The following is a 22,164-nucleotide window of genomic DNA, read 5'->3' as shown; positions in this document are numbered from 1 at the left end:
CTCCGTCTCTACCTCGTGTTTCCGCTCGACCCCCGATACGGTCGACAGTTTGCGGAACCCACCGTTCGGACAGCAGAATGCCTGACGAACCATACGACATGTCGGCCGCGACCTCTACACTGAGCCCGTCGCGAGGACAGACAGCGAGTAGTCAAGCAGGGGGAGTCTTCGACCATGAGCACAGTTCGGTTCCAGCGCCGCGCCCGGCGCGAGATGCCGCGCACGCCCGGTGGCGAGGTCACCTTGCAGCCGCCGCCGGAGATCCCCCGGGTCACTCCGGGCAATCTGCTGCAGAAGCTGATGCCCGTCGTGATGGTGGTCGGCATGGTCGGCATGGTGGCGTTGATGTTCAGCATGGGCGGCAGCCGCATGATGTCCAACCCCATGTCGATGATGTTCCCGCTGATGATGATCATGTCGATGGTCACCATGTTCGGCCAGGGCGGTGGCAAGGGCGCCAAGGCCGCCGAGGCCAACGAGGACCGCAAGGACTACCTGCGCTACCTCGACCAGGTCCGCAAAGACGTCGACGAGACCGCCACCCAGCAGCGCGCCGCCGTCGAGTGGAGCCACCCCGAGCCGGGCCTCATCTGGATGCTCGCCGGCACCAGCCGCATGTGGGAACGCCGCTCCGGCGACAAGGACTTCTGCCACGCCCGCATCGGCCTGGGCGGTCAGCGCCTCGCCACCCGCCTGGTGGCCCCCGAGACCGGTCCGGTCGAAGAGCTCGAGCCGATCGCCGCGGTCTCCCTGCGCCGCTTCGTGCGCGCGCACTCCACCGTCCCCGACCTGCCGACCGCCATCGCGGTGAAGGGCTTCGGCACCGTCGCCCTCGACGGCGACCGGGCCCAGGCGCGCGACATGACGCGCGCGATGTTGTTGCAGCTGTGCATGTTCCAGGCGCCCGACCAGGTGCTCGTCGCCGTGGTCTGTGGCCCGGACACCGCGCGCGAGTGGGAGTGGACCAAGTGGCTTCCGCACACCCAGCATCCCGAGGTGACCGACGGCGTCGGCACCCAGCGCATGTTCTACGGCTCCATCCGTGAGGCGCTGAGCAGCCTGCATCCGCTGCTCGGCAACCGCGTGCGCTACTCGCGCAACCAGCCGAACAACCCGAACCTGGTGCACGTGGTGATCGTCGTCGACGGCGGCCTGCTCGAGGCCGAGGACGACCAGCTGCGGGAGTCCGGTTTCGAGGGCGTCACCATCATCGACCTGTGCAATTACGCGCCGCGACTGGCGGTCTCGCGCGGCATCAAGATGGTCGTCGAGGACGGCGAGTGCCTGGGTCGCGGCGCCACCGGCAACCAGGAACGCTTCGCCACCATCGACCGGGTCAGCGCCGAGCAGGCCCAGCAACTCGCCCGCAGGCTGGCGCCCTATCGCGCGGCCACCCAGCGCAGCAGCGATATCGAGACCGACGAGACCGAGACCATCTCCACCTGGTCGCAGCTGATGAACCTCGGTGACATCGGCAACTTCAACCCCGCCAGCGCCTGGCGCCCCCGCTACGGGCGCGAACGCCTGCGCGTGCCGTTCGGTATCGGTGCCGACGGCGCACCGGTCGAACTCGACATCAAGGAAGCCGCCGAGAACGGCATGGGCCCGCACGGCCTGTGCATCGGCGCCACCGGTTCCGGTAAGTCCGAGTTCCTGCGAACCCTGGTGCTCAGCCTGCTGGCCACCCACTCGCCCGACCAGCTCAATCTGGTCCTGGTCGACTTCAAGGGTGGCGCGACCTTCCTCGGCCTCGACGGTGTCCCGCACGTCGCCGCGGTCATCACCAACCTCGAGGACGAGGCCGACCTCGTCGACCGTATGAAGGACGCGCTGGCCGGTGAGATGAACCGCCGCCAGGAAGTCCTGCGCCAGGCGGGCAACTTCGCCAACGTTTCCGAGTACGAGAAGGCCCGCGCCGCGGGTGCCGACCTGGACCCGCTGCCCGCGCTGTTCGTGGTGCTCGACGAGTTCTCCGAACTGCTCACCCAGCACCCCGATTTCGCCGAGCTGTTCGTCATGATCGGCCGCCTCGGCCGCTCGCTGCAGGTGCACCTGCTGCTCGCCTCGCAGCGACTGGAAGAGGGCAAGCTCAAGGGCCTGGAAAGCCACCTGTCCTACCGCATCGGCCTGAAGACCTTCTCCGCCAACGAGTCCCGCCAGGTCCTCGGCGTCCCCGACGCCTACAACCTGCCGAGCACCCCCGGTGGCGGTTACCTGAAGTCCGATTCGGGCGAGATCCAGCGCTTCCAGGCGTCCTACGTCTCGGGTCCCTACGTGGGTGGCGGTTCGGCGCGCGAGGTCACCAGCGCAGGCATCGTCGGCGGCGAGATCGATGTGAACGCCCGCCCGTTCAACGCCTCGCACGTCGGCTTCCGCACCTCCGACCGGGTGCCGGTGCCGGTGGAGTCCAGCTACGAGCCCGAGCCGGTCAGCGAGGAGGGCGAGCAGATGTCGAATCTGAACATGCTCGTCGCCCGGATCGCCGGCCACGGCCGCCCCGCCCACGAGATCTGGCTGCCGCCGCTCGACGAGGCGCCCACCCTGGACCAGCTGGTCCCGCGCTCGATTCTCACCGGCGAGGTGCTGCCGGTCGCGACGCTGCGCGCGCCGATGGGCATCGTCGACCGTCCCTACGATCAGCGCCGCGACCCGTTCGTGGTCGACCTGTCGGGTTCGCGCGGCAACGTCGCCGTGGTCGGTGGCCCGCAGTCGGGTAAGTCGACCGCGCTGCGCACCATGATCATGGCGATGTCGCTGACCCACACCGCCGAACAGGTGCAGTTCTACTGCCTCGACTTCGGTGGTGGCACCCTGGCCAGCCTGCAGGGCATGCCGCACGTCGGCTCGGTGGCCAGCCGCCTCGACGAGGACCTCGTCCGGCGCACCGTCTCCGAGATGACCACCATCGTGCGCACCCGTGAGGCCCGGTTCCGGCAGCTCGGCATCGAGTCGATGACCGAGTTCCGTCGGCTGCGCGCGACCGATCCGGCGTCGAGCCCGGCCGCGGCGGGCGCGCACGAGGATCCGTTCGGCGACGTCTTCCTGGTGATCGACGGCTTCGGCTCGATCCGCCAGGACTTCGACGCGCTCGAGCAGACCATCATGAACCTCGCCGTGCAGGGTCTGTCCTACGGCGTGCACGTGGTGATCGCGCTCAACCGCTGGGCCGAGGCCCGCCCGGCGCTCAAGGACCAGATCGGTACCCGGATCGAGCTGCGCCTGGGTGACCCGATGGACTCCGACCTGGGCCGCAAGTTCGCCTCGCTGGTGCCGCAGGGCCGCCCCGGTCGCGGTATGACCGCCGAGTGCCTGCACATGCTCACCGGTCTGCCCCGCATCGACGGCTCGGCCGACCAGGCGAACCTGGGTCAGGCGGTCACCGCCGCGGTCGAGACCATCGCCCGGATGACCCCGGGCCGGCCCGCGCCGCAGGTCCGCATGCTGCCCGATCAGCTGCCCCGTGAGCAGCTGCTGTACCTGGCGGGCAACTGGCCCTCGCGCGTCGACCCCAGCACCAAGTGCCTGCGTATCCCGATCGGTATCAACGAGGCCGAACTCGCGCCCGTCTACATCGATTTCGCGGAGAGCCCGCACTTCATCATCATCGGTGACTCCGAGTCCGGTAAGACCACGTTGCTGCGCTCGATCATCGACGGCATCGCGGCCTCGAACACCCCCAACGAGGCCCGCTTCATCATCGGCGACTACCGCCGCACGATGCTCGGCCTCATCCCCGAGGGGTATCAGGCCGGATACGGTTCCACCGCACCGCAATTCACCACCAACATGAACGACCTCGCCGGCTACGTGGCCAAGCGCACCCCCGGTCCGGAGGTGACGCCGCAGCAGCTGCGCGAGCGGTCGTGGTGGAGCGGTCCGGAACTGTATGTCATCGTCGACGACTACGACCTGGTCGCCACCTCGCAGGGCAACCCGGTCGCCGCGCTCGTCGAGCATCTCCCGCACGCGCGTGACCTCGGCTTCCACCTGATCATCGCCCGTCGCTCCGGTGGTGCCAGCCGCGCCATGTACGAGGCGACGCTGGCGCGGATGAAGGATCTCGGCTCGGCCGCGCTCGTGATGAGCTGCAGCAAGGACGAGGGCGTGATGGTCGGTACCACCCGTCCCGGCCCGAAGCCGCCGGGCCGTGGCACCTATGTCACCCGCAACAGCGAGGGCCTGGTCCAGACCGCCTGGATGCCGCAGCCGGAATGACCGCCGTCGAGCTGGTTGTCAGCGAAGCCAAGGTGTGGGCGCGTGGCGCCACCACGCACTGGGACGGTCCGCCGTCGGTGGTGTTGGGCAGCAACGGGTCCGAGCTCGTCGTCGGGGAACCGCTGACACCACCCACCCAGGTGGTGTCGGCGATCCAGTACCTCGACGCCGACCGGATCGCCATGCCGCCGGGCATGCCGAGCGCCGGGCAGGCGCTGTCGGCGGTACTCGCCGCGATCATGGACAAGCTGGGCGCCGCGGTGCCGTGTGACCGCATCGTCGTCGTCCATCCGACGGTCTGGGGCCCGCGCGCGCTCGAGCTGTTCGCCACCGCCGCACGGCAATTCACCCACGAGGTGGTGTTCGAGACCTGCGCGGTGCGCGCCTCGGATGTCGACGCCGCGACCCGCCGCAGCCGCCGCACCGCGGTCATCGAGTTCGGCCTGCTCTCGACCACGGCCACCGCCGTCGGCTACGACACCAACGGCACCTTCGTCGAAGCGGTCGAAGCCGAACCCACCTTGTCGGCGGCCGAAGTCGCCACCGAGGACGGCTGGCACCGCCTCGAGGCCTTGCTCACCCGGCTGCTGGCCGAGCACCCCGCCGATGTGGTCCAGGTGTTCGGCACCACCGATCCCGCCGTCCTGGCGGCGATCACCACCGTCACCGAGAGTGTCTGTGGCGCAAGGGCGACCGTCAGCCCGCTGACCGGCACCGACCTGTCCCACCCGGCTCCCCAGGCCCCCGCCTACACCCCGACGATCCCGCCCGCCGCGGAATGGATGCAGCCCTTGCGCGAACGCGCCGCGGCCACCAACCCCGTCGACAACCGGCCCCTGTACTACGGTGCCGCCGCCCTGGCCGTCGTTGTCGCCGCCGCGGCGATCGGCGGCTTCTTCCTGTTCGGCGGCTCCGGCGACCCCGAAGTCTCGGCCGCCGAGCCGACCACCACGTCCACCACCACAACCGCCGCCCCGTCGACCTCGAAGACCCCACCGCCACCGACCACCGCATCGGTCGGCCGCGTCATCGTCGACGTCCCCACCGGCTGGCACCGTTCCCCGGCCGCCGACCCCACCGTCCGCGCCGACCTGGTCCCCGACGACGGCGCCCGCCGCCGCATCACCGTCATCCCGAAGCTGGTCAACGCCGGCGCCGGCTACGACGAGATCGCCGCCGACCTCGACGCCCAGATCAAGAAGAAACCCGCCGGCACCGTCACCGAAGTCCGCCGCGACATCACCTTCGCCGGCCGCCCCGGCCTCTCCTACGAAGAACGCCCCGCCGACGGCTCCACCGTCCGCTGGCAGGTCATCGTGGATCGGGGTGTCCAGGTCAGTGTGGGTTGCCAGTACGCCGAAAATGGTTGGGCTGGAGTCCAATCGGCTTGCGAACAGGTGGTTGCCGGAGCCCGCGTGGGACTGTGAGAAATACCTTCAGACGTTGCCTCGGGTCGACAACGCAGCATCCGGGCTGGTTGTTCAGGCAGGTAGGTGCGCGTCCAGAAGGCGACGAATGATCTCACCTTCGGAAACGTGTTCGGCCTCGGCGCGCTTGTGCAAGCGTGCGCGAATGCTCTTGGGAAGACGAACCGACGTGGTCGGTGTCTTTCCCTTGGCCTCTCGCTCACCTGCGCGGGGGCGTCCCATGCGCAGGAGTGCCGGATTTACGGCGATGTCGATGATTTCATCGGCAGTGATCGGGTTGGCCTCGTAGTCGGCAGCCATTGCTTCGTAGTCGGCATCGGTCAGCTTGGACATCAGGGGTTCCTCCATTCGGGGTCAGCGGCGCTGGCGCGCGTAGTTCGGGGCGAAGTGATACGGATAGTGCTCGATTCCCAACTTGGCGACCTGCGTGGGACGCAGCATCATTGCGTGGAATACGACAGCTGGATCGGCAGCGAGGTCGGCGATGACCTCGATGTCCGGTTCGTTGACCGCCGGCGCGCCGATGAACAGGACCAAGGATGCACCTTCAAGACGGGCATCCGCGGACACACACAGTCGCGGGTTGGACAGGACGGCGGCAATCTCGGCAGCATCGATACCGTGCTTGTATGCGCTGGGGATGATCCTGAACCGCATATCTAAAGTGTACGGCACTTAGGATGGAAGTGCAATACACTTACTGGCAGCAGGTGCTGCCGTCGTCTGCTGTGATCCTCCCCGGGCAGCAACGACCCATGAACGACAACGCCGACCCACGCAGCAGCAACCGGCCACGCGAACCCAGCCGCTGCGCTCGACGCGGCGCCAGCGCGGCCTGCACGATTGACGGAAGCGCCGGCGACGACATGGGGAGTTCGGCCTGCTCTCGACCACGGCCACCGCCGTCGGCTACGACACGCCGAAAATGGTTGGGCCGGAGTGTAATCGGCCTGTGAACAGGTAGTCGGAGGTGCTCGGGTGGGGTTGTGAGGCGCCTAGCTTCTACTGCGCCCGAACACCTCGCCGAGGAGTGTGGGCAACGGTGTGCCGAGCACCCTGCTCACCGAGATCAGCGTCGACAATGTCGGATTCGCCGGTGTCCGCGGTTTGCGGGTGCGTAGGCCCGCTTCGAGCAGCTGATAGTACTGGCGACTGACCCCTGCGGCGAGCGCGACCTGCTCCTGGGTGAGCCCCCTGGCCACGCGCAACTCGGCCAGATGCTGTCCCAGAATCGCCACGAGCTCGTTCTCGACGGCAGATTCGGACATCTCTACGAGACTTCCGAGCCGACGCCTTCCCGTCGACCATCTATAGATGGCTTGTTGCCGAATCGGCGCTTTTGACCCCGGGCCACATCGAAGGCTCGGCCGCGCACGGCCGCTATCTGTACAGGTCTGCGAGGCCGATCAGCACGATGTCAGCCCCCTGGACGGCCTCGTTCGCCAATCCAGGCATGAAACCTGCCGCGCTGTAACAGATCAGCCGGGTTCGTGAGGTGTCATACTTCGCTGACAGCAGGTCGCGGATGCGGCGTAGTCGATCGAGATGGCCCATCCCCATCGTGTCGTTCCATTTCACCTCGCCGATGGACAGCAGGGATTCGGTGCCGTCGGGCCCTTCGCCGAACACGACGACATCGACTTCGTGGGTGGTGCGGTTGGCTGGGTCGTTCACGATCCCACTGCCCACAGTGCCCGGATACCCGCCGAGGATTTCGGGAGGTGCGTAGTTGGTGACCCAGTCGCGGCAGATCTGTTCGAAATGTGGACCGAGGACGTTGGCGTCGAATCGGCTACGGCGGCGCTGCCACAGCTGGGCGGTATCCCGGCCCCGTTCCCACTGGGCCCAATCGGGACGCAGGATTGCCTGGTAGAAGGTCACCAGCGGTTCGTTGATCCGGTACAGGATCCGGTTGCCGCGGAACAGATCCGGCTCCCGCCGAAGCAGCCCGCAGTCTTCCAGTACCGCCACCGGATGAGCGACATCGCTGGCCTTACGCCCGACGTAGGACGAGATCCCGCCGGTCGTCGGATTGCCGTGCGCCACCGCGGAAAGCACCGAGTGGTACAGGCCGGGATCGCGCAGTCCAGGTTCCTCGCTCAGCAGGTACCGGGCCTCGCGGAACAGTGGGCTGGCTGGATTGAGCACCGTCCGCTCGACCCAGTCGTCGAAATCATCCAGCCCGGACGGGGTGTCGTCCTCGACGAATTCGCGACGGTAGGCGGGTGTCCCACCGACGATCGCGTGCACCAGTACCGCCAACCGCGGATCCTCGATTCCCCAGAACTCGGCGGCGAGCCGGTAGTCGAGGGTGGGCACCACCAACTCCAGACCCGCCCGGCCCCGCAGGGGCGCATCCCCGGAGAGCAACGAGCCCATGAACGACAACGCCGAGCCGCACAGCAACAACCTGCCGCGCGACCCCATCCGCTCCGCGCGACGCGGCGCCAACGCTGCCTGCACGATCGACGGAAGCGCCGGCGATGCCTTGGCCAGGTACGGAAACTCATCGATGACCACAGGCACCTCACGCTCAGCCGTCACCGCGAGCAGCCCATCCATCGCTTGGCGCCAGTCGTCGAAACTGACCGGCAGCGCCGAACCGGAGTAGTCGGCAACAGTGGTGGAGAAGTATCGCAGCGACTCCGCCTCGGTCGCCTGATCGGCCGCGAAGTAGAAGCCCCCCGTGGCCTCGCACAACGCCTCGAGCAGGAAAGACTTGCCCTGCCGACGCCTGCCCGACACGATCCCCAGCGTCGCGTGCGGCTGCCCACTGGTAACGAACCTGGTCAGCGCTTCCCATTCCCGCGTTCGATCGAACATGTCCGACGGCTTGGCGATCACGAGCGCCTCCGAGGTTGAACTACATTTCAACTAACTATACTTAAAGTTCATAATCCCTGGTAGTCCGCCTTGGCGAGGGGTTGCGGTGCTCGCGCAGCCGTGTAGGCGTGGGTCTGCGAGCGAGGCGGCATCAAAGTTGTTCTAATCAATTAGGTATTCGCCTGCTGTTACAACTTCGGCAAAGTGTTCTGTACATTTAGGTACTCGGCAGCTGTGACACTTTTGAGAGGGTGAGCCTGTGGTACGTGGACGTCCCAGTCGAAGCACCGTCTTCGCGCGATTCGCGGAGTCGTTGGTCGAACTCCGACGCTACGGCGGTCTACCGTTGCCGGCTGAGGCGGCGGCGATCTGGGACGACATCTGGCATCTCGAAGCACACAACTCGACCGCGATCGAGGGCAACACGCTGGTGCTGCGCGAAGTCGAGGCGCTGCTCGAGCACGGTAAGGCCGTCGGAGCCAAGCCGTTGAGCGACTATCTCGAGGTGTTGGGCTATGGCGAGGCGGCCCAATGGGTGTATGCCCAAGCATCGTCGATCGATGGATTCGGCGGCGAGGAGTTGATCACCGTCACCGAGGTCCGCGGCATCCACGAGCAAGTGATGCGTCATGTGTGGGAGTCCGCGCCGCACCCGCAGGCTCGCCCATCCGAAGGTCCCGGCGGGTTCCGTGAGCACGACATCCAATCCTTCGCGGAGGGCATGAAGCCCCCGCCCTGGGTCGATGTTCCCGCGCGTGTCCGAACATGGGTGGATTCTGTCAACGCCTTCGGCGGGGACTTGTCCGCGTTGGGTGCGGATAGCATTGCTCCGCAAGATATTCCGCTGCACTTGGCACGGATTCACTGCGACTTCGAGAACATCCACCCCTTCCTCGATGGGAACGGCCGGACCGGTCGTCTCGTCCTCAATCTGATCCTTGTCCGCCTCGGGTTTCCACCTGCGATCATTTTCAAACGCGACCGTGCGAAGTACCTCCAAGCGCTGCATCGGGCAGATCGTGGCGACTACGGTTTGCTCGCCGAGCTGTTCGCGCGCAGCGTCATCGACAACCTGCACCGGTTCGTCGTGCCGGGAATCGCGGGCCCGAGCCGCCTCGTCGCCCTGCAATGCCTCGCCTCCGACGAGGTCAGCTACGCCGCACTCCGGCAGGCCGCCTCGCGTGGGAGGTTGGAGGCCTACCAAGGTTCGGACGGTGTTTGGAGGTCAACCAAGGTGGCGGTGGACAAGTACCTGTTGAACCGGTACCGGCGTCGCACGGGATGAGCAGCATGATTCGGTTCGGGCGGCTTCGTCCAGCGGGTCGAGATGTAAAGATTCGGCCGATTTCTTTGCATGTCCAGCCGACATGCAAAGTTTCTTGCAATGGGCCTTCAGCGGCAGGCGCCCCTGTCCTGGGATGGACCAGAGGCGTGAGAGCGTGCCATACGCTCACAGCCCTTTCAGCTCACGACCCGAACGTTGACGGGGTTGCTTGCAGCCAGTGGTCGAGGGCTGTGAGGTCCGCGCCGGTGAGTCCGCGGAATGACTCGACGTGCCGCAGAAGCGCCGTACCGCGGTGTCGGTCGGCGACCCAGGTGCGGTCGGCGTCGGTGATCTCGTCGTCGACCCAGGCGAACGGGCGTCCGGCGGCCCAGTCCACCAGCGTCCTGGTCTTCCAGCACAGCCCGAACCAACGATCTTCCCGTTCGTCCTCAGCGGAGGGTTCCGGCCATCGCACGACCGGCAACTGCGGCAGCCCGAGCCGTGGCGCGATCTCGGCATTGGCCGCGTCTTCCCACGTAGTGGCCCAGACCAACTGACACGGCAGCTCCGCCAGCCGGCCACCCACCTCGACGCTGAGCCGTGAGAAGTGCGAGTCCGACTCGACTACTCTGCGCGGCTCGCGCCCGGGGCCGTCACCGAAAGGAAGAAGCGGTCCGTCGACGTCCAGAAACACCAGAGGGACCGGCGAATTGCCTCGCCGCACGCGACGTACCGGCACCTGACCTCGTCTGTGAAACAAGTCAGGCCCCGGCAAGTGCCGGGGCCTGACTGCGTCGTGCTGAGATCAGAACAGACCCGCGAGCGCGGTGTCGGTGCCCTGCAGGTCCGAGTTACCGGAGCTGACGAGCTGACCGGCACCTTCGAGGGTGGTGTTCAGCTGCTGGACGTGGGTGTTCCACTGGTTCTGCATCTGGGTGAACGCGTCGTTCGCGTCACCCTGCCAGTTGTTGGTCACGAAGTCGGTGACCGTCTTGTGGAAGTCTTCCAGCATCGTCATCACGTTGCGGGCTTCGGAAATGATTCCAGCGGCGCCGGACTCGACTTCGCCGAAATTCGCGGAAATCCGTGAGGGATCGCTAGCCATCTGAGCTCCTTAGTCAGAGAGTTGAGGTATGAGAATCAGAGCGCGGGGAGGTCCAGGCTCGAGACCTGGTCCTTCACTCGCTGCGCGAATTCGGTGTCCTGGGACTCGTACTGCGAGCCGGCCTTGACCAGCTTCTCCGAGGTCTCAAGCAGCTTGTCGTTGAGCTTGTCGGCCTGGTAGTAGTACCGCTCCATGAACGAGTCGAACGCGACACGGGCAGCACCGCTCCAGGTGGCGGTGGTGGTGTCTTCCTTCTGCTTCAGCGTGCGAATCGCGACGATCAGGTCGCCGTGACGCTTCTCGATGTCCTTCGCGAAGTTGCCGATGTCTTCGTTGCTCGCATTGAGCTGTCCTGCCATGGTGGTTCCTTTCAGGTTCGACCTGCTGATCGTCTGTGCTGGGACTGGTACTCCCAGCTCATATACTTGGACGCCGACCGCTGGTGATCGGTTCCATCAATTTCCAGAAAGTTTTGGATCGTGCCGGAGTCGGGTCGACTGGCGCGTACTTCCCCCTGGTCGATGCTCGGACGCGGGTCGTCTGGAACGACCGGACATGGTCCGAACGCAGATGGCCAACCCCTGGTCCCCTCCTCCCACTGTGCTGACCGATCGACGGCGAGTGGGTTGGCTCCTCGCTCACCCTACCTAATGAGCAGGCTTCTTCGCGATCCCTTGGTGCCAGCCACTGACTGGTCGGTGCGACAGGCCTGGTCGTGGTCGCTGCGACCGAGAAGCTCAGGAGTGCAAGGACTGTGGCTGTCCCCAACTCTTGGCTAGGAGCTGATCGACGCTACTGTGGCGTAGGCCACAAGGTCTACTGGCTGTTGGCCATCACGGCGAAGGTCGCCGCTGCTCGTTGGTGCGCATCGGTGAGTTGGTGGCTCTGGACGATGTCGACGTAGCGACGGTATGAAACCGCGCACGAGAAGCGCTTGACAGTGAGGCTGGTTTCCTTGTTCTCCACGCACTTGGCGTTCGGGATACCTGGCGGTGCGTCGGCAGGTCCGGTCTTCGGGCCGTCCAGCACCGTCGAGGCGAGCGACTCGGCCGCTTTCGCATCACGGGTGCGGATTACCTGAGTTCCCCAAACAAAGCCGAAACGGTCCGCGCCCACTTGTTCGTACATGGCGCGCCGCTCCGCCTGGTCTCGTCTCATGTGAAAGAACCCCTGTAGTCCGTAGGTCGCGAACTTTTCCGGGTCTGGAACAGTGAGTTGCTCGGGATTGAGGGCACGTCGAAGAATCTTGTCAGGGTCCTCGCTCAGCTTCAGTATCTCCATGGGCGATAGTGGGGAAACGCCATCCAGTTTGGGAAGCTGAGCATCCAGGATCTTTTCGGCGAAGGCTGTCAGTTGGGGCAGCTCCGGTTCGGCAGTTCCGACCAGGAGATTGATAACGTAACTGCCACGGGATATTGTCGTGAGCATGGTGGGTACGCCGGGCCGCCAATGAGCATGTGCGCTCGGGTGTTTCGATATCTGAACCTGCTGATTTGCATTCGGGTCCACGTCGAAATCCGCGCGCTCCATATCCGCGGCGGCCCTGGTTGCTGCGTCAGCATCGGGGAATTGGAAGACCGTCAGGCCGAAGTATGTTGGTTTCAGATTCCGTTGAATATCTGCAAGGACAAAGTCGCCAGGTGCGAGTGCGAAGGTCGTGTAGTTGACTTGATCGCTGCTTGCCGTCCCGAACCCGTAAAGCATCCGGTTGGCTTCCAGGGTCGATATGACGGCTTTGGTAACGTTGGTCGCAGCACTTGGACGCGGGATCGATTTCCAAAAACCGTAGGATAATTTGGGGTCGATATCGGTCCCCAGAATCAGGTGGTCGGCGAGACGGAACGAAGCAAGCTCCCTGCCGCTGCTGTAGTTCGGGCTGTATTCGTCGACCTGGTCGACCGGAACGGTTGAGTACGTGCCGACATCCAACGTGCGAACATCTATTTCACCGGCGAGTGGCGTGCCGTCAATCTCTGAACCGCAGGACGACAGGACGAATGCGAGCGATACAATGGCGGCGCTGATCAGGGCCTTGTTGGCGTGGGGGAAAAGTCCACTGCGAACCATGGGACCGGCTCCTTACTTGCTGTTGATCAGCATTGAATACTGAGACGATATGCGCTGGTGGGCATCTGCCAATTGGTCTGCGGATATTTCCGCGGCGAACCGGCCACCAGCGACGGAGCACTTGAACCTAGCTCCCGCGTCGGACTTCTTACGAACTTCATGGCATCGCGCGATGGGTAGACCTGCTGGCGATTCGGCGGGCTTGTAGAATTTTCCCAATTGTGCAAGTTTGGCCGCAAGCTTTTGCGCGGATTCGGCATCACGGGCCCTGTACAGGGCCCCGCCGTTGAATGACGCGCGATCCACTCCGAAATCGGCGATGGACGGCTCGTCTCGCTCCGTATTCCGAGAGCCGTGCAGGACGGACCTGCCTGTGTAGACGACGGGAATGATGTCTTCGGGGTCCATTCCGTACGTGCCGGATACGGTTCGTCCGATCATGCCATCGACGTCGCGCTGAAGGGTCATCCAGTTTTCGCGAGGAGTCGGTGTGAATTTTTCTACTCCGGTGGCAACCTTTGCATAGGAGGTCTCGGTGCGTGTAATCAGCGAGGGCAGGTCGGGAATCTCGATTTCACGGGCAAGATTGTCAACGATCGACGTGCGTATCACAAAGTTTTTGTGGGCAGACCACGTGGTTATCTTCGACCAGGTGGGATTCCAATACGAGATCTCATTGGATATTCCCGGAATGTCGACGATCTGGTATTCGCCCGCGTAGTATTGGCGATGCGCCTCCGCGAGTGCGGCTGACGCATTGCGTGCAGATTCTTCATCGGAGAAGAGGAGGACGAAGTTCTCTAAACTGTATGAAAGATTCTTGTGGCGGTTGGAGTCTGCATTGGAGTAGAAGCCGCCGATGAAACCGGGTGTGCTTGCGTTGAAGTCGTCAGGGTGTGCGTTCATCCTTTGCTGGACAATGGCGTCCTCACCTCGGATGAATGTCCTGCTGGTGTTCCTGTTCCAGGTGAACTTCAAATCCGGATCGATATCCGACGGCAACGGAACAACTTCAGCAAGGCGCATTGCCTCGACAAAACGTGCCTCGTCCTCGGTTCGCACTGTACCCAGAATTTCAGGCTCACGCGGATAGTTTCCGACGTTCAGTGAACTGAGGTCGATCTCCGGCGCGGTGGGTGCTGCGACTTCATCGTCGCTGCCACAGGCCGCGGTGAGCATGCAGGAAACTGCGATTGCTGCCGCAAGAGACGACCGCAGCCACCGGGCGTTGGTTGCTCTCGGGTGATGTGGTCCGGATTGCACAGTGGCCCCTTCGACGGTACGGATTCTGGCAAGTGTTCGACCGCGGTATCCGTCGGTCGCCGTGTACTACTGAGCATTGGCGAAAGTCGCGTACTGGGCGGCGGCGCGTTGGTGAGTGTCGTGCAGCTGGTCGCTGGACACCGTGGCGACGAACTGGCGATAGCGGACCGAACAGGTGAACCGCTTGACGTAGGCGGAGGTGACCTCGTTCTCCGTGCAGGTTGTGTCGGGAACGTTGGTGGGCGCGTCGGCGTGAATGAAGCCTGGACCGTCGAACAATCCGGTCTGGAACTGCTCGGCGCCGGCGGCATCGCGCGTGCGGATCACCGTGGCGTCCCAACCGATTCCAACTTTTTCGACACCGCTGTTCTGGTAGAGGTCCCGTTGGGCGAAGCTGTCACGTCGAACGTGGAAGTAGCCTTGCAGGCCATACGACGCGGAGTGCTCGGGTTCCGGACCGCCGAGGCGTTGGGAGTTCAGTGCACGTTCGAGCACGCCCCCCGGGTCGTTGTTCAGCATCAGCACTTCTGTCGGTGTCAACGGTGGCAACTTGTCGAGCCGTGGAAGCTGCGCATCGAGCACCTGGGTGGCCAGTGCTGTCAACGCTGCCAAGTCCGGCGTCGGTTTGCCGACCTGCAGGTTGACGACATAGTTGCCTCGCGCGACTATCGACCCCAATGTCGGGACGCCTGGCCGCCAATGCGAATGCGCGGAGGGATACTTGTCCAGGCTCACCCGCTGGTTCTGGTCGGGAGCTACCTCGAAGTCGAGCCGTTCGATGACCTCGGCGGCGCTGGCGGCCGCAGCCGCATCGGGGAATTGCATGACCGACATCCCGAAGAAGGTCGGGCGATACTGCCGCTGGTAGTCGGCGACGGCGTCATCGCCGGGCGAGAGGACGAACGACTCGTAGTCCTCGATATCTGTGCTGCCGGTAGCGAATCCGTAGAGCAGTTTGTGCTCCTTCAGTGCCGGCTGGACGCTGTCGCTGAACGAACTCAACAGCGTGTCGGCAGTGAACGAATCCCAGTCGCCGTACTTCAGTGTCGCGTCGATATCGGTTCCGAGTAGCAGACTGTCGGCCAGCCGCATCGATGCGAGCCGCTGCCCGTAGCTGAAGTCGTTGCGGTATTCGTAGTAGGCGCTCACCGGCAGCACGGGGTACTTGCCGACATCGAGGGTTCTGACATCGATCTCGCCGGCAATGGCGGTGCCGTCGATCCGGGAGTTGCCGGTCGATACCAGCACTGCCGCGGCGAGACCGACTGCGGCCGCTCCGAAAAGATACTTACGTAGGGGTTTTCCCTGCATCATCGGTCCCTACTCGGCTTCGGCCAGCAGTGCGTACTGGGCGGAAATGCGCTGATGCGCGTCCGCCAGCTGGTTGGCACCGATTTCGGCCGCGTATCGCCCGACCGCGATGGAACAGTGGAATCGGGGGGTGGAACCTCGGAATTCTTCTCGGCTTTCATGGCAGTTCGCCGACGGAAGCCCGGTCGGGCCGGGAGCGATGACGTAGAGCCGGCCGAGTTGTGCCCGCCGGTCGGCGAGGAGTTGTGCGGACGCAGGATCTTTGGCGCGATACAGCGCGCCGCCATTGAAGGCGACCAGGTCGACGCCTGTCTCGTCGAACAGCGCTTCGTCCTTGTCGGTCACCTGCGCGACATGCAGCGCGCCGCGTCGCTGGTAGACGGCCGGAACGGTGGTGCCGGTGGCTCCGCCGTCGTTGGCCGCGGGGACCGCCATCGACAGCAGTCCGTCGATATCGCGATCCAAGGTGCTCCACTGTTCGCGTGGGGTCGGCTGGAACTTCTCCAGCCCAGCCGGGAGCGCGCCGATGACCTGCGATGCATGGGCGGTCAGCCCGGGCAGGTCGTCGGCGCCGATCTCTTCGCTGAGGTGGTCGTTGATGACGGTCAGGATCAGGAAGCGGCCGATCGAGTGCCAGACGTACAGCGCGTCGTACGTGGATGTCCAGGTCGCACGCGCATCCGGGTATTTGTCGATCCGGGTTTCGGTGTATTTGTCGCCGAGTGCCTGGCGATGTTCGGCTGCGATCGCGGGTACGGCCTGCTTCGCCGCGTCGGCATCCGAATACAGGAGAATGTAGTTCGCCATCTCCCACGACAGATTCGCGTTGGCATGGGTTCGTGCCTGGGAGAAATGGCCGGAAATGAAGCCTGGTGCCACCGCATCGAATCTCTCGCGGCTCAGCAGGAGTTCCCGGGATATCGGCGGAATCGAGACATCGGTGAATGTGCGGCTCTGGTTGAACTGGCGCGCATAGTTCAACGCCGGGTCTATTTCCCGTGGCAGCGGCACGACTTCGGCCAGTCGCTGCGCCTCGACCAGCGCAGCTTGCTCGTCTGTCGTGGCCTTACCGAGTGCCACTGCCTCGGTGGGATAATTGCCGACCTCCAATGCGGCGAGGTCGACCTGTGTCGTGGTCGCGGTGGATTCCTGCTCGTTACCGCAGGCCGTCGTCAGCAGGCAGGCGAGAGCCACAGCGGCGCCGAGTGGCGCCCTGAATAAGGATGAGTTGGGCGCAGACGGGCGCCGCAGTCCGGAACGCAATGCATCCCCCCATGGATCGTTCAGCTTCTAGCGAATCTTGGATTTCAGTGCTGGAACAAGTTTTTCGCGCAGGATCGACTCGGAATCCGGGGTCCAGTTGCGCATGGCGGCGACGGTGCTCGGGTCGTCGATCGGGACGACGATCGCGCGGGTGCTGGTAATGCCGTAGGGCAGGCCGAGGAGGCCGCCGCCGCCGGCTTGCGGGTCGCTGCGCAGGACGACGACGTAGCTGTCGTCGGGGGCTTCGAGTGTGCCGTAGCCGTCAGAAACCTCTTTCGGCGAGGCCTCTCCTTCGGTGTTCGTGTACTCGAAGTTGTAGACGAAGCCGAGCTTCTCCAAGAACTGAGTCTGTGGGCTGCCCGTCAGGTAGATCCCGAACCCTTTCGGCTGGGTCACGTCGAGGAGGGTGACGGTCTTGCCCTGGAACGCCGGTTCCTGGGCGCTGACCGAGGTGGTCGGCGTGGTCGGCGTCGGGTCGGTGCCGCCGGAACCGCTGGTCGCCCACACACCGATTCCGGCGGCGAGCGCGACGACCAGTACACCGGCGCCCGCGAGGGCCGCGATCCGCTTGGGGTTCTTGGTTTTCGGTGGCGTCGGTTCGGCGAGGCCGGGGGGCTGGTAGATCTGGCCGGGGCCCGACAGGGACGTGCGGGGGTCGGTGGTGTGCTGTGGGGGCATCACCTGGATCGGGTAGGTCGGGGAGGTGTTGTGGCCGGTCGGGTTGAAGCCGGGGACCAAGGCGTTGGCGGCGGCGTCGGTGAATTCGCGGCAGGTGGTGAAGCGTTCGGCCGGGTTCTTGGCCAGGGCGCGGGCGAAGACGTGGTCGATGGCGTGCGGGAGGCCGGGGTTGACCTTGGTGGCCTGGGGTGGGGGTTCGTGCAGGTGGCCCATCATGACCATGGCGGGTTGGGCTGCGGGGTAAGGGTTTTGGCCGGTGAGGAGCTTGTAGAAGGCGCAGGCGAGGCTGTAGATGTCGGCGCGGTGGTCGAGGGCGGCGCCGCTGAGCTGCTCCGGCGGGGCGTAGGCGATGGTGGCCAGGAAGCTGCCGGTCTGGGTGAGTTCGGTGGCGTCGTCGGTGGACTTCGCGACACCGAAGTCGGTGAGGAAGACGCGTTCGTCCTCGTTGTCGCTGTCGGTTTTGGCGAGCAGGAAGTTGGCGGGTTTGACGTCGCGGTGCAGCAGGCCGCGCCGGTGCGCGTGGTCGAGGCCCTTGCCGACCTCGGTGGTGATGCGCAGGGCGCGCAGCGGGGTCATGGCGTGCTGGTCGCGGGCGAGCTCGGCGGCGGCGTCGGTGCCGTCGACGTACTGCATGGCGATCCACAGCTGGCCGTGCTCTTCACCGCGGTTGTAGACCGAGACGATGTTGGGGTGGTCCAGACCCGCGGCGAGATTGGCTTCCCGCTCGAAGCGGGCGCGGAATTCCGGGTCGCGGCTGAGTTCGGCGCTGAGCACCTTCAACGCGTCCATCCGCGGCAGGCTCGGATGTTTGGCCAGGTAAACGGTACCCATGCCGCCGGCGCCCAGCACGCGCTGCACGCGGTACCCGCCGACGATGGTGCCGGGGCTCATCGCCATCTTTCACGATCTCCTGACTTGGTGCCGCACCCTGCCGCTTTTCCCGGCTGGAGCATATCGGACTCGGCGGGGGTGGGCAGGTGCGGGATTATCGGGTGTTGGCGAAAACCGCATATTGCGCGGCTGCACGTTGCTGGGCATCCAAAAGCTGGTTGCTGCTTACTATTCCGACGTACTGGTGGTAAGCGACGATGCAGCTGAAGCGTTTTCTGCCGTCGAGTACCTGCTTGTTCTCGACGCAGGCGGAATCGGGGACGTTCGGTGGGGCGGCGGCGTCGGTTTCCACGCGCCAGGGGAGCAATTTCTCGGTCACCGCGCGGCGGGCGCTCGCCGGATCGGCGGTGCGGACACCGACCGAACCCCAGGACAGCGCGATCTGCTCGGCGTTCATCTTGGTGAACTGGTCCTCGACGAACTGACGATCCGCGGGCAGTGGATCACCGGAGTAGTGCAGGATGCCGTGCCTGCCGGTGAGCAGGTACTGGCCCGAGCCGTCCGGCGACGACAACTCCTCGGGATTGAGCGTGCGCATGAGCACGTGCTGGGGATCCCAGGGCAGCGTCATGACCTCTTCGTCGGTCAGCGGAGCGGTCCGGTCCAGTGCCGCGATCTGCTTGCCGTAGGCGGTCTCGGCCATGGTGACCAGCGCCTGCTGATCCGGCGAGTCCACCGAGAGCAGGAAGGCGATCACGTAGGGGCCGTGCGGGAGCAGGGTGCGCAGGAACGGTGAGTCGGGCCGCCAATGCGACAGTGCCGCAGGGTATCCGGGCAGTGCGACCGGCTGGTTCTTGCCTTCCTGGGCGGCGAGATCCACGTCGTAGAACTCCCGGGCGGCGGCGTTCGCGCGCTCGGCGTCGGGGAACTGGAAGACCATCGTGGTGGCGGTGAACTGGTTGGCGGCTTGCTTGGACGGCCAGCCGCTCGAGCTGTTGATGGTGCTGTCCTTGGACGTGCCGTTGGACTCGAAGCCGTAGAGCATCTTGTGCTTCTTGGCGATATCGGACAGCACGGTGCTGTCACCGAGCTCGGAGGGCAGGACGCCGGGCATGACCGTGCCGCCGCGCTTGCCGAAGGTCATCCGCGGGTCGATCTCGCCGGAGTGGATCACGTAGTCGGCGATCCGCATCCCGGCGACCTCGTCCATCTCGTAGAACGGCGGGACCGGGTCGGCGTCGTGGGCGTTGATCGGCTCGGTGGGGTAGGAACCGGTGTCGAGGGTGCGGATGTCGGTCTCGGCGGGCTGCGCGGTGCCGCCCACCGTGGAACCGCAGGCGGTGAGCACGGCGGTGAGGCCGACGGCGAGCAGCGCGGTCGCGGTGCGGGTGGAATTTCTCATCGGGCGTTCACCAACAGTGCGTACTGGGCGGATATCCGCTGCTGGGCGTCGAGTAGCTGGTGTGACCATACGTAGGCGGCATAGCGGTCGTAGGACACCGCGCAGTAGAAGCGGATCGCGAAGTACTCCCGGCCGATGTACTCCTTGCACTGGGCGAAGGGCAGGTTCTTCGGTGCCTCGGACCGGGTGAACCTGCGGGTGAGGCCACCGAGTTCGTCGCGGACGCGCTGGGCGCCCGCGACATCGCGGGCGCGGTAGACATCGGCGCCGTCGGTGGCGAACAGGTCGACACCCGCCTCGTCGATGGCAATGCCCATATCGACCGGGTCGGAGGTGAAGTGCCGGGCCGTGCGGCCTGCGTAGACGCCGGGCGGGTTGATCCAGGAATCCTCGCGCGGGCGCGGCAAGGTGCGCCCCAGCATGCCGTCGCGGTCGCGTTGCAGGGTCAGCAGCTGGTCGCTAGGGGTCGGGGTGAACTTCTGCAGCTCCGGGACCAGGGTGTCGAGGCTCTTGCGGGTGAGGTCGAGCAGGGCCTGCTTGTCGACCTTCTCGAGATGGATCTTGAGGTAGTCGTAGAGCCAGGTGTAGACGACCAGGTGACCGGTGGCGAACCAGGAGCCGATCGACTGCTGATCGGGCTGCCAGTGCGCTTTGGCGGCCGGGTAGCCGGGGATCTCGATCGGCTGGTTGCCGGGGGCGTAGCCGAAGTCCAGGCGTTCCAGCTCGGTCGCGGCGGTGGCCGCCTTCTGCTCGTCGGGGAAGATCATCACGGCATTGACCATGTCGATGCCGCGGTTGTCGGGCTCGGTCTGCGCGGAGCTGACGAACCCGCCGATGAACTCCGGCGCGGCCTCGGCGAACCGGTCGACGGCCATGATCTTGCCCAGCGCCGCCTCCGGATCGAGGAACACCGAGGCGATCGTGGGATTGGTGTGCACGAATCGGGGATCGATATCGGCAGGCGTCGGGACGAAGTCACCGAGGCGCTCGGCCTCGATGAACCGGCCCTGGTCCAGGTTGGCGACCACGCCGACCTCGCGCGGCTGGGTCGCGTAGTTGCCGGTGTCCAGGGTCGCCAGATCGACCGCAGGGTCCACCGCGGCCGCAGCGTCGGGCTCGGCGGCGTCGCACCCGGCGATGGTGGCCGAGACGAGCGCGGCCGACAGCAGGGCACCCACGGCCCTGGCCGGAATTCGGAATCCCACGTCGATGTCCCTCCCCGGAATCGGTCGTCCGCGGCATCGTACGTCACGAGCCCGACACATGGGAGGCCCGCTACCTGCTGTTCGACGTCACAGGCTGTTCGCGAGCAGCGCGTATTGGGCGGAGATCTTCTGCCGGACGTCGGCCTCGTTCTCGGCGCCGACGATGCCGAGATAGCGCTTGTACGGGACGTAGCAGCGGTAGTCGTAGGGGTCGTCGTCCTCGTCCGAAGCGTGTAGGACGAGGCATTTCGCACCGGGGATGTCATTCGGGGCGGGCAGCGAGTCGTACTGGTCGGAGGACTCGATCAGACCCCGCAGGAGGGCCTCGGAACCGGCCTGGTCGCGGGTGCGGGTGATGGACCCGCCGTCCACCACGGCGACGCGGTCGGCACCGGTGGACTCGAACAGCTGCCTGCGGGCGGTCTGGTCGTCGGCGCGGTTGACCAGATGCGCCGGGTCGTAGACGCCGAAGATGTACTGGTCGGGCCGCAGGCCGCGCCGGTCGGTGACCACCGCGCGGGCGAGCAGCCGGTCCGGGTCGACGGGCAGCTCGGCGAGCTTGTCGGCCGCGGTCGGGGTGAATGTCGCGAGCTGGGCGAGTTGGGCGTCCAGGGCGCGATCGACCCAGGAGGCGAGGTCGGCCGCGTCGGCGCGGGGGCGCTGGATGAACAGCGAGATCACGAACTGATCGTGCGCGTGGAAGGCGCCGATCGTGGGCACACCGGGCCGCCAATGCAGGTAGGCCGCCGGATACCTGGTCGAGGTGAGTTTGCGGTTGTCGGGGGAGAAGGCCAGGTCGACGTCCTCGAGTTCGCGCGCGGCGAGGGTGGCGGAGGTGGCATCGGGGAACCGCAGCACGAACGCGGTGACGGCGGTGGCGTCGGCGCCGGGGCGTTTGGAGTCGGCCGGATCGACCTTGTCGGCGCCGAGCGCGACATAGCCGGTCACGTATTTGCGTTTCTCCAGTACGGGTTTGGAGACATTGGCGACGAAATCCAGTGCGCGGGTGACATCGCCGACGACACCGCCGCCGCGGCCGTAGGCCAGCGACGGATCGATCAGCACCGAGGGCGCGACGGCCGCGGACATCCGCATGCCTTCCACCAGTGCGCCTTTCGATCCGGCGGTGCCGTCGTAGGTGTGCCGGTCGACGGCGTAGTCGCCGGTCTCCAGGCCGCGCACGTCGGCTTCCCCCGGCACCGCGGTGCCGCTGACCGCGCACCCGGTGAGAGCGGTCGCGATCACGGCGCAGCACAGGGCCGCCGCCATTCGGATCCTGGTCGAGTAGATCATCACAGCGCCCCTTGCTG

The 22,164-nt window shown here is 65.5% G+C and carries 18 protein-coding genes; 3 read left to right on the top strand and 15 right to left on the bottom strand.

The window, feature by feature from the left end; genetic code table 11:
- The first annotated feature begins 174 nt into the window (after positions 1-174).
- Both eccCa and ACFXK0_RS21305 read left to right on the top strand, forming a co-directional pair.
- Entirely contained in the window at positions 175-4,215 is a 4,041-nt protein-coding gene (gene eccCa / locus ACFXK0_RS21310; RefSeq protein ID WP_379412302.1) for a type VII secretion protein EccCa, read from the top strand.
- A complete protein-coding gene (locus ACFXK0_RS21305; protein ID WP_379412300.1) occupies positions 4,212-5,642 on the top strand; it encodes a type VII secretion-associated protein in 1,431 nt (476 codons plus the stop codon). Before eccCa ends, ACFXK0_RS21305 begins: the two co-directional genes overlap by 4 nt.
- 54 nt (positions 5,643-5,696) lie before the next feature.
- On the opposite strand, the gene ACFXK0_RS21300 is transcribed toward ACFXK0_RS21305, so the two are convergent.
- The 4 genes from ACFXK0_RS21300 to ACFXK0_RS21285 all read right to left on the bottom strand — a co-directional run bounded on the left by ACFXK0_RS21300 (position 5,697) and on the right by ACFXK0_RS21285 (position 8,465).
- Positions 5,697-5,975, bottom strand: coding sequence for a ribbon-helix-helix protein, CopG family (locus tag ACFXK0_RS21300; protein WP_379412299.1), 279 nt, complete (start codon positions 5,973-5,975; stop codon positions 5,697-5,699).
- 21 nt (positions 5,976-5,996) lie between these two features.
- Positions 5,997-6,299: a hypothetical protein gene (locus ACFXK0_RS21295; protein ID WP_379412297.1), complete on the bottom strand. Its 303-nt coding sequence runs from the start codon at positions 6,297-6,299 to the stop codon at positions 5,997-5,999.
- A 338-nt stretch (positions 6,300-6,637) separates the two neighbouring features.
- The gene (locus ACFXK0_RS21290) at positions 6,638-6,910 is read right to left on the bottom strand and encodes a helix-turn-helix transcriptional regulator (protein ID WP_379412295.1); all 273 of its coding nucleotides are present in this window, start codon (positions 6,908-6,910) and stop codon (positions 6,638-6,640) included.
- 112 nt (positions 6,911-7,022) lie between these two features.
- Complete coding sequence (locus ACFXK0_RS21285; protein ID WP_379412294.1) at positions 7,023-8,465, bottom strand: ATP-binding protein; 1,443 nt, start codon at positions 8,463-8,465, stop codon at positions 7,023-7,025.
- A 313-nt stretch (positions 8,466-8,778) separates the two neighbouring features.
- On the opposite strand from ACFXK0_RS21285, the gene ACFXK0_RS21280 reads away from it, so the two are divergent.
- The gene (locus ACFXK0_RS21280) at positions 8,779-9,750 is read left to right on the top strand and encodes a Fic family protein (RefSeq protein ID WP_379412292.1); all 972 of its coding nucleotides are present in this window, start codon (positions 8,779-8,781) and stop codon (positions 9,748-9,750) included.
- A gap of 181 nt (positions 9,751-9,931) precedes the next feature.
- Here ACFXK0_RS21280 and ACFXK0_RS21275 read toward each other — a convergent pair whose 3' ends face one another.
- The 11 genes from ACFXK0_RS21275 to ACFXK0_RS21225 form a co-directional block, all read right to left on the bottom strand.
- On the bottom strand, positions 9,932-10,423 hold the full coding sequence (locus ACFXK0_RS21275) for an HAD domain-containing protein (protein WP_379412291.1): 492 nt from the start codon (positions 10,421-10,423) through the stop codon (positions 9,932-9,934).
- 111 nt (positions 10,424-10,534) lie between these two features.
- On the bottom strand, positions 10,535-10,834 hold the full coding sequence (locus tag ACFXK0_RS21270; RefSeq protein ID WP_379412290.1) for a WXG100 family type VII secretion target: 300 nt from the start codon (positions 10,832-10,834) through the stop codon (positions 10,535-10,537).
- Between the two features lie 35 nt (positions 10,835-10,869).
- A complete protein-coding gene (locus tag ACFXK0_RS21265; RefSeq protein ID WP_379412288.1) occupies positions 10,870-11,193 on the bottom strand; it encodes a WXG100 family type VII secretion target in 324 nt (107 codons plus the stop codon).
- 457 nt (positions 11,194-11,650) lie between these two features.
- Positions 11,651-12,901, bottom strand: coding sequence for a hypothetical protein (locus ACFXK0_RS21260; protein ID WP_379412287.1), 1,251 nt, complete (start codon positions 12,899-12,901; stop codon positions 11,651-11,653).
- Between the two features lie 12 nt (positions 12,902-12,913).
- Positions 12,914-14,080 (bottom strand): hypothetical protein, encoded by a 1,167-nt coding sequence (locus ACFXK0_RS21255; protein WP_379412285.1) that lies wholly within the window; start codon positions 14,078-14,080, stop codon positions 12,914-12,916.
- 150 nt (positions 14,081-14,230) lie between these two features.
- A complete protein-coding gene (locus ACFXK0_RS21250) occupies positions 14,231-15,478 on the bottom strand; it encodes a hypothetical protein (protein ID WP_379412283.1) in 1,248 nt (415 codons plus the stop codon).
- A 6-nt stretch (positions 15,479-15,484) separates the two neighbouring features.
- Positions 15,485-16,738: a hypothetical protein gene (locus ACFXK0_RS21245; RefSeq protein WP_379412281.1), complete on the bottom strand. Its 1,254-nt coding sequence runs from the start codon at positions 16,736-16,738 to the stop codon at positions 15,485-15,487.
- A gap of 27 nt (positions 16,739-16,765) precedes the next feature.
- A complete protein-coding gene (locus tag ACFXK0_RS21240; protein WP_379412280.1) occupies positions 16,766-18,313 on the bottom strand; it encodes a serine/threonine-protein kinase in 1,548 nt (515 codons plus the stop codon).
- A gap of 88 nt (positions 18,314-18,401) precedes the next feature.
- On the bottom strand, positions 18,402-19,649 hold the full coding sequence (locus ACFXK0_RS21235) for a hypothetical protein (protein WP_379412278.1): 1,248 nt from the start codon (positions 19,647-19,649) through the stop codon (positions 18,402-18,404).
- Positions 19,646-20,854, bottom strand: a complete 1,209-nt coding sequence (locus tag ACFXK0_RS21230) for a hypothetical protein (protein WP_379412277.1) — start codon at positions 20,852-20,854, stop codon at positions 19,646-19,648. Before ACFXK0_RS21230 ends, ACFXK0_RS21235 begins: the two co-directional genes overlap by 4 nt.
- An 87-nt stretch (positions 20,855-20,941) precedes the next feature.
- Positions 20,942-22,147 (bottom strand): hypothetical protein, encoded by a 1,206-nt coding sequence (locus ACFXK0_RS21225; protein WP_379412275.1) that lies wholly within the window; start codon positions 22,145-22,147, stop codon positions 20,942-20,944.
- Between the last annotated feature and the right edge of the window lie 17 nt (positions 22,148-22,164).

The sequence above is a fragment of the Nocardia sp. NPDC059177 genome (assembly GCF_042755165.1).
GTDB lineage: Bacteria > Actinomycetota > Actinomycetes > Mycobacteriales > Mycobacteriaceae > Nocardia.
The sequence above is the reverse complement of the archived record's forward strand: the minus strand, read 5'-3'. Positions and strand labels throughout refer to the sequence as shown.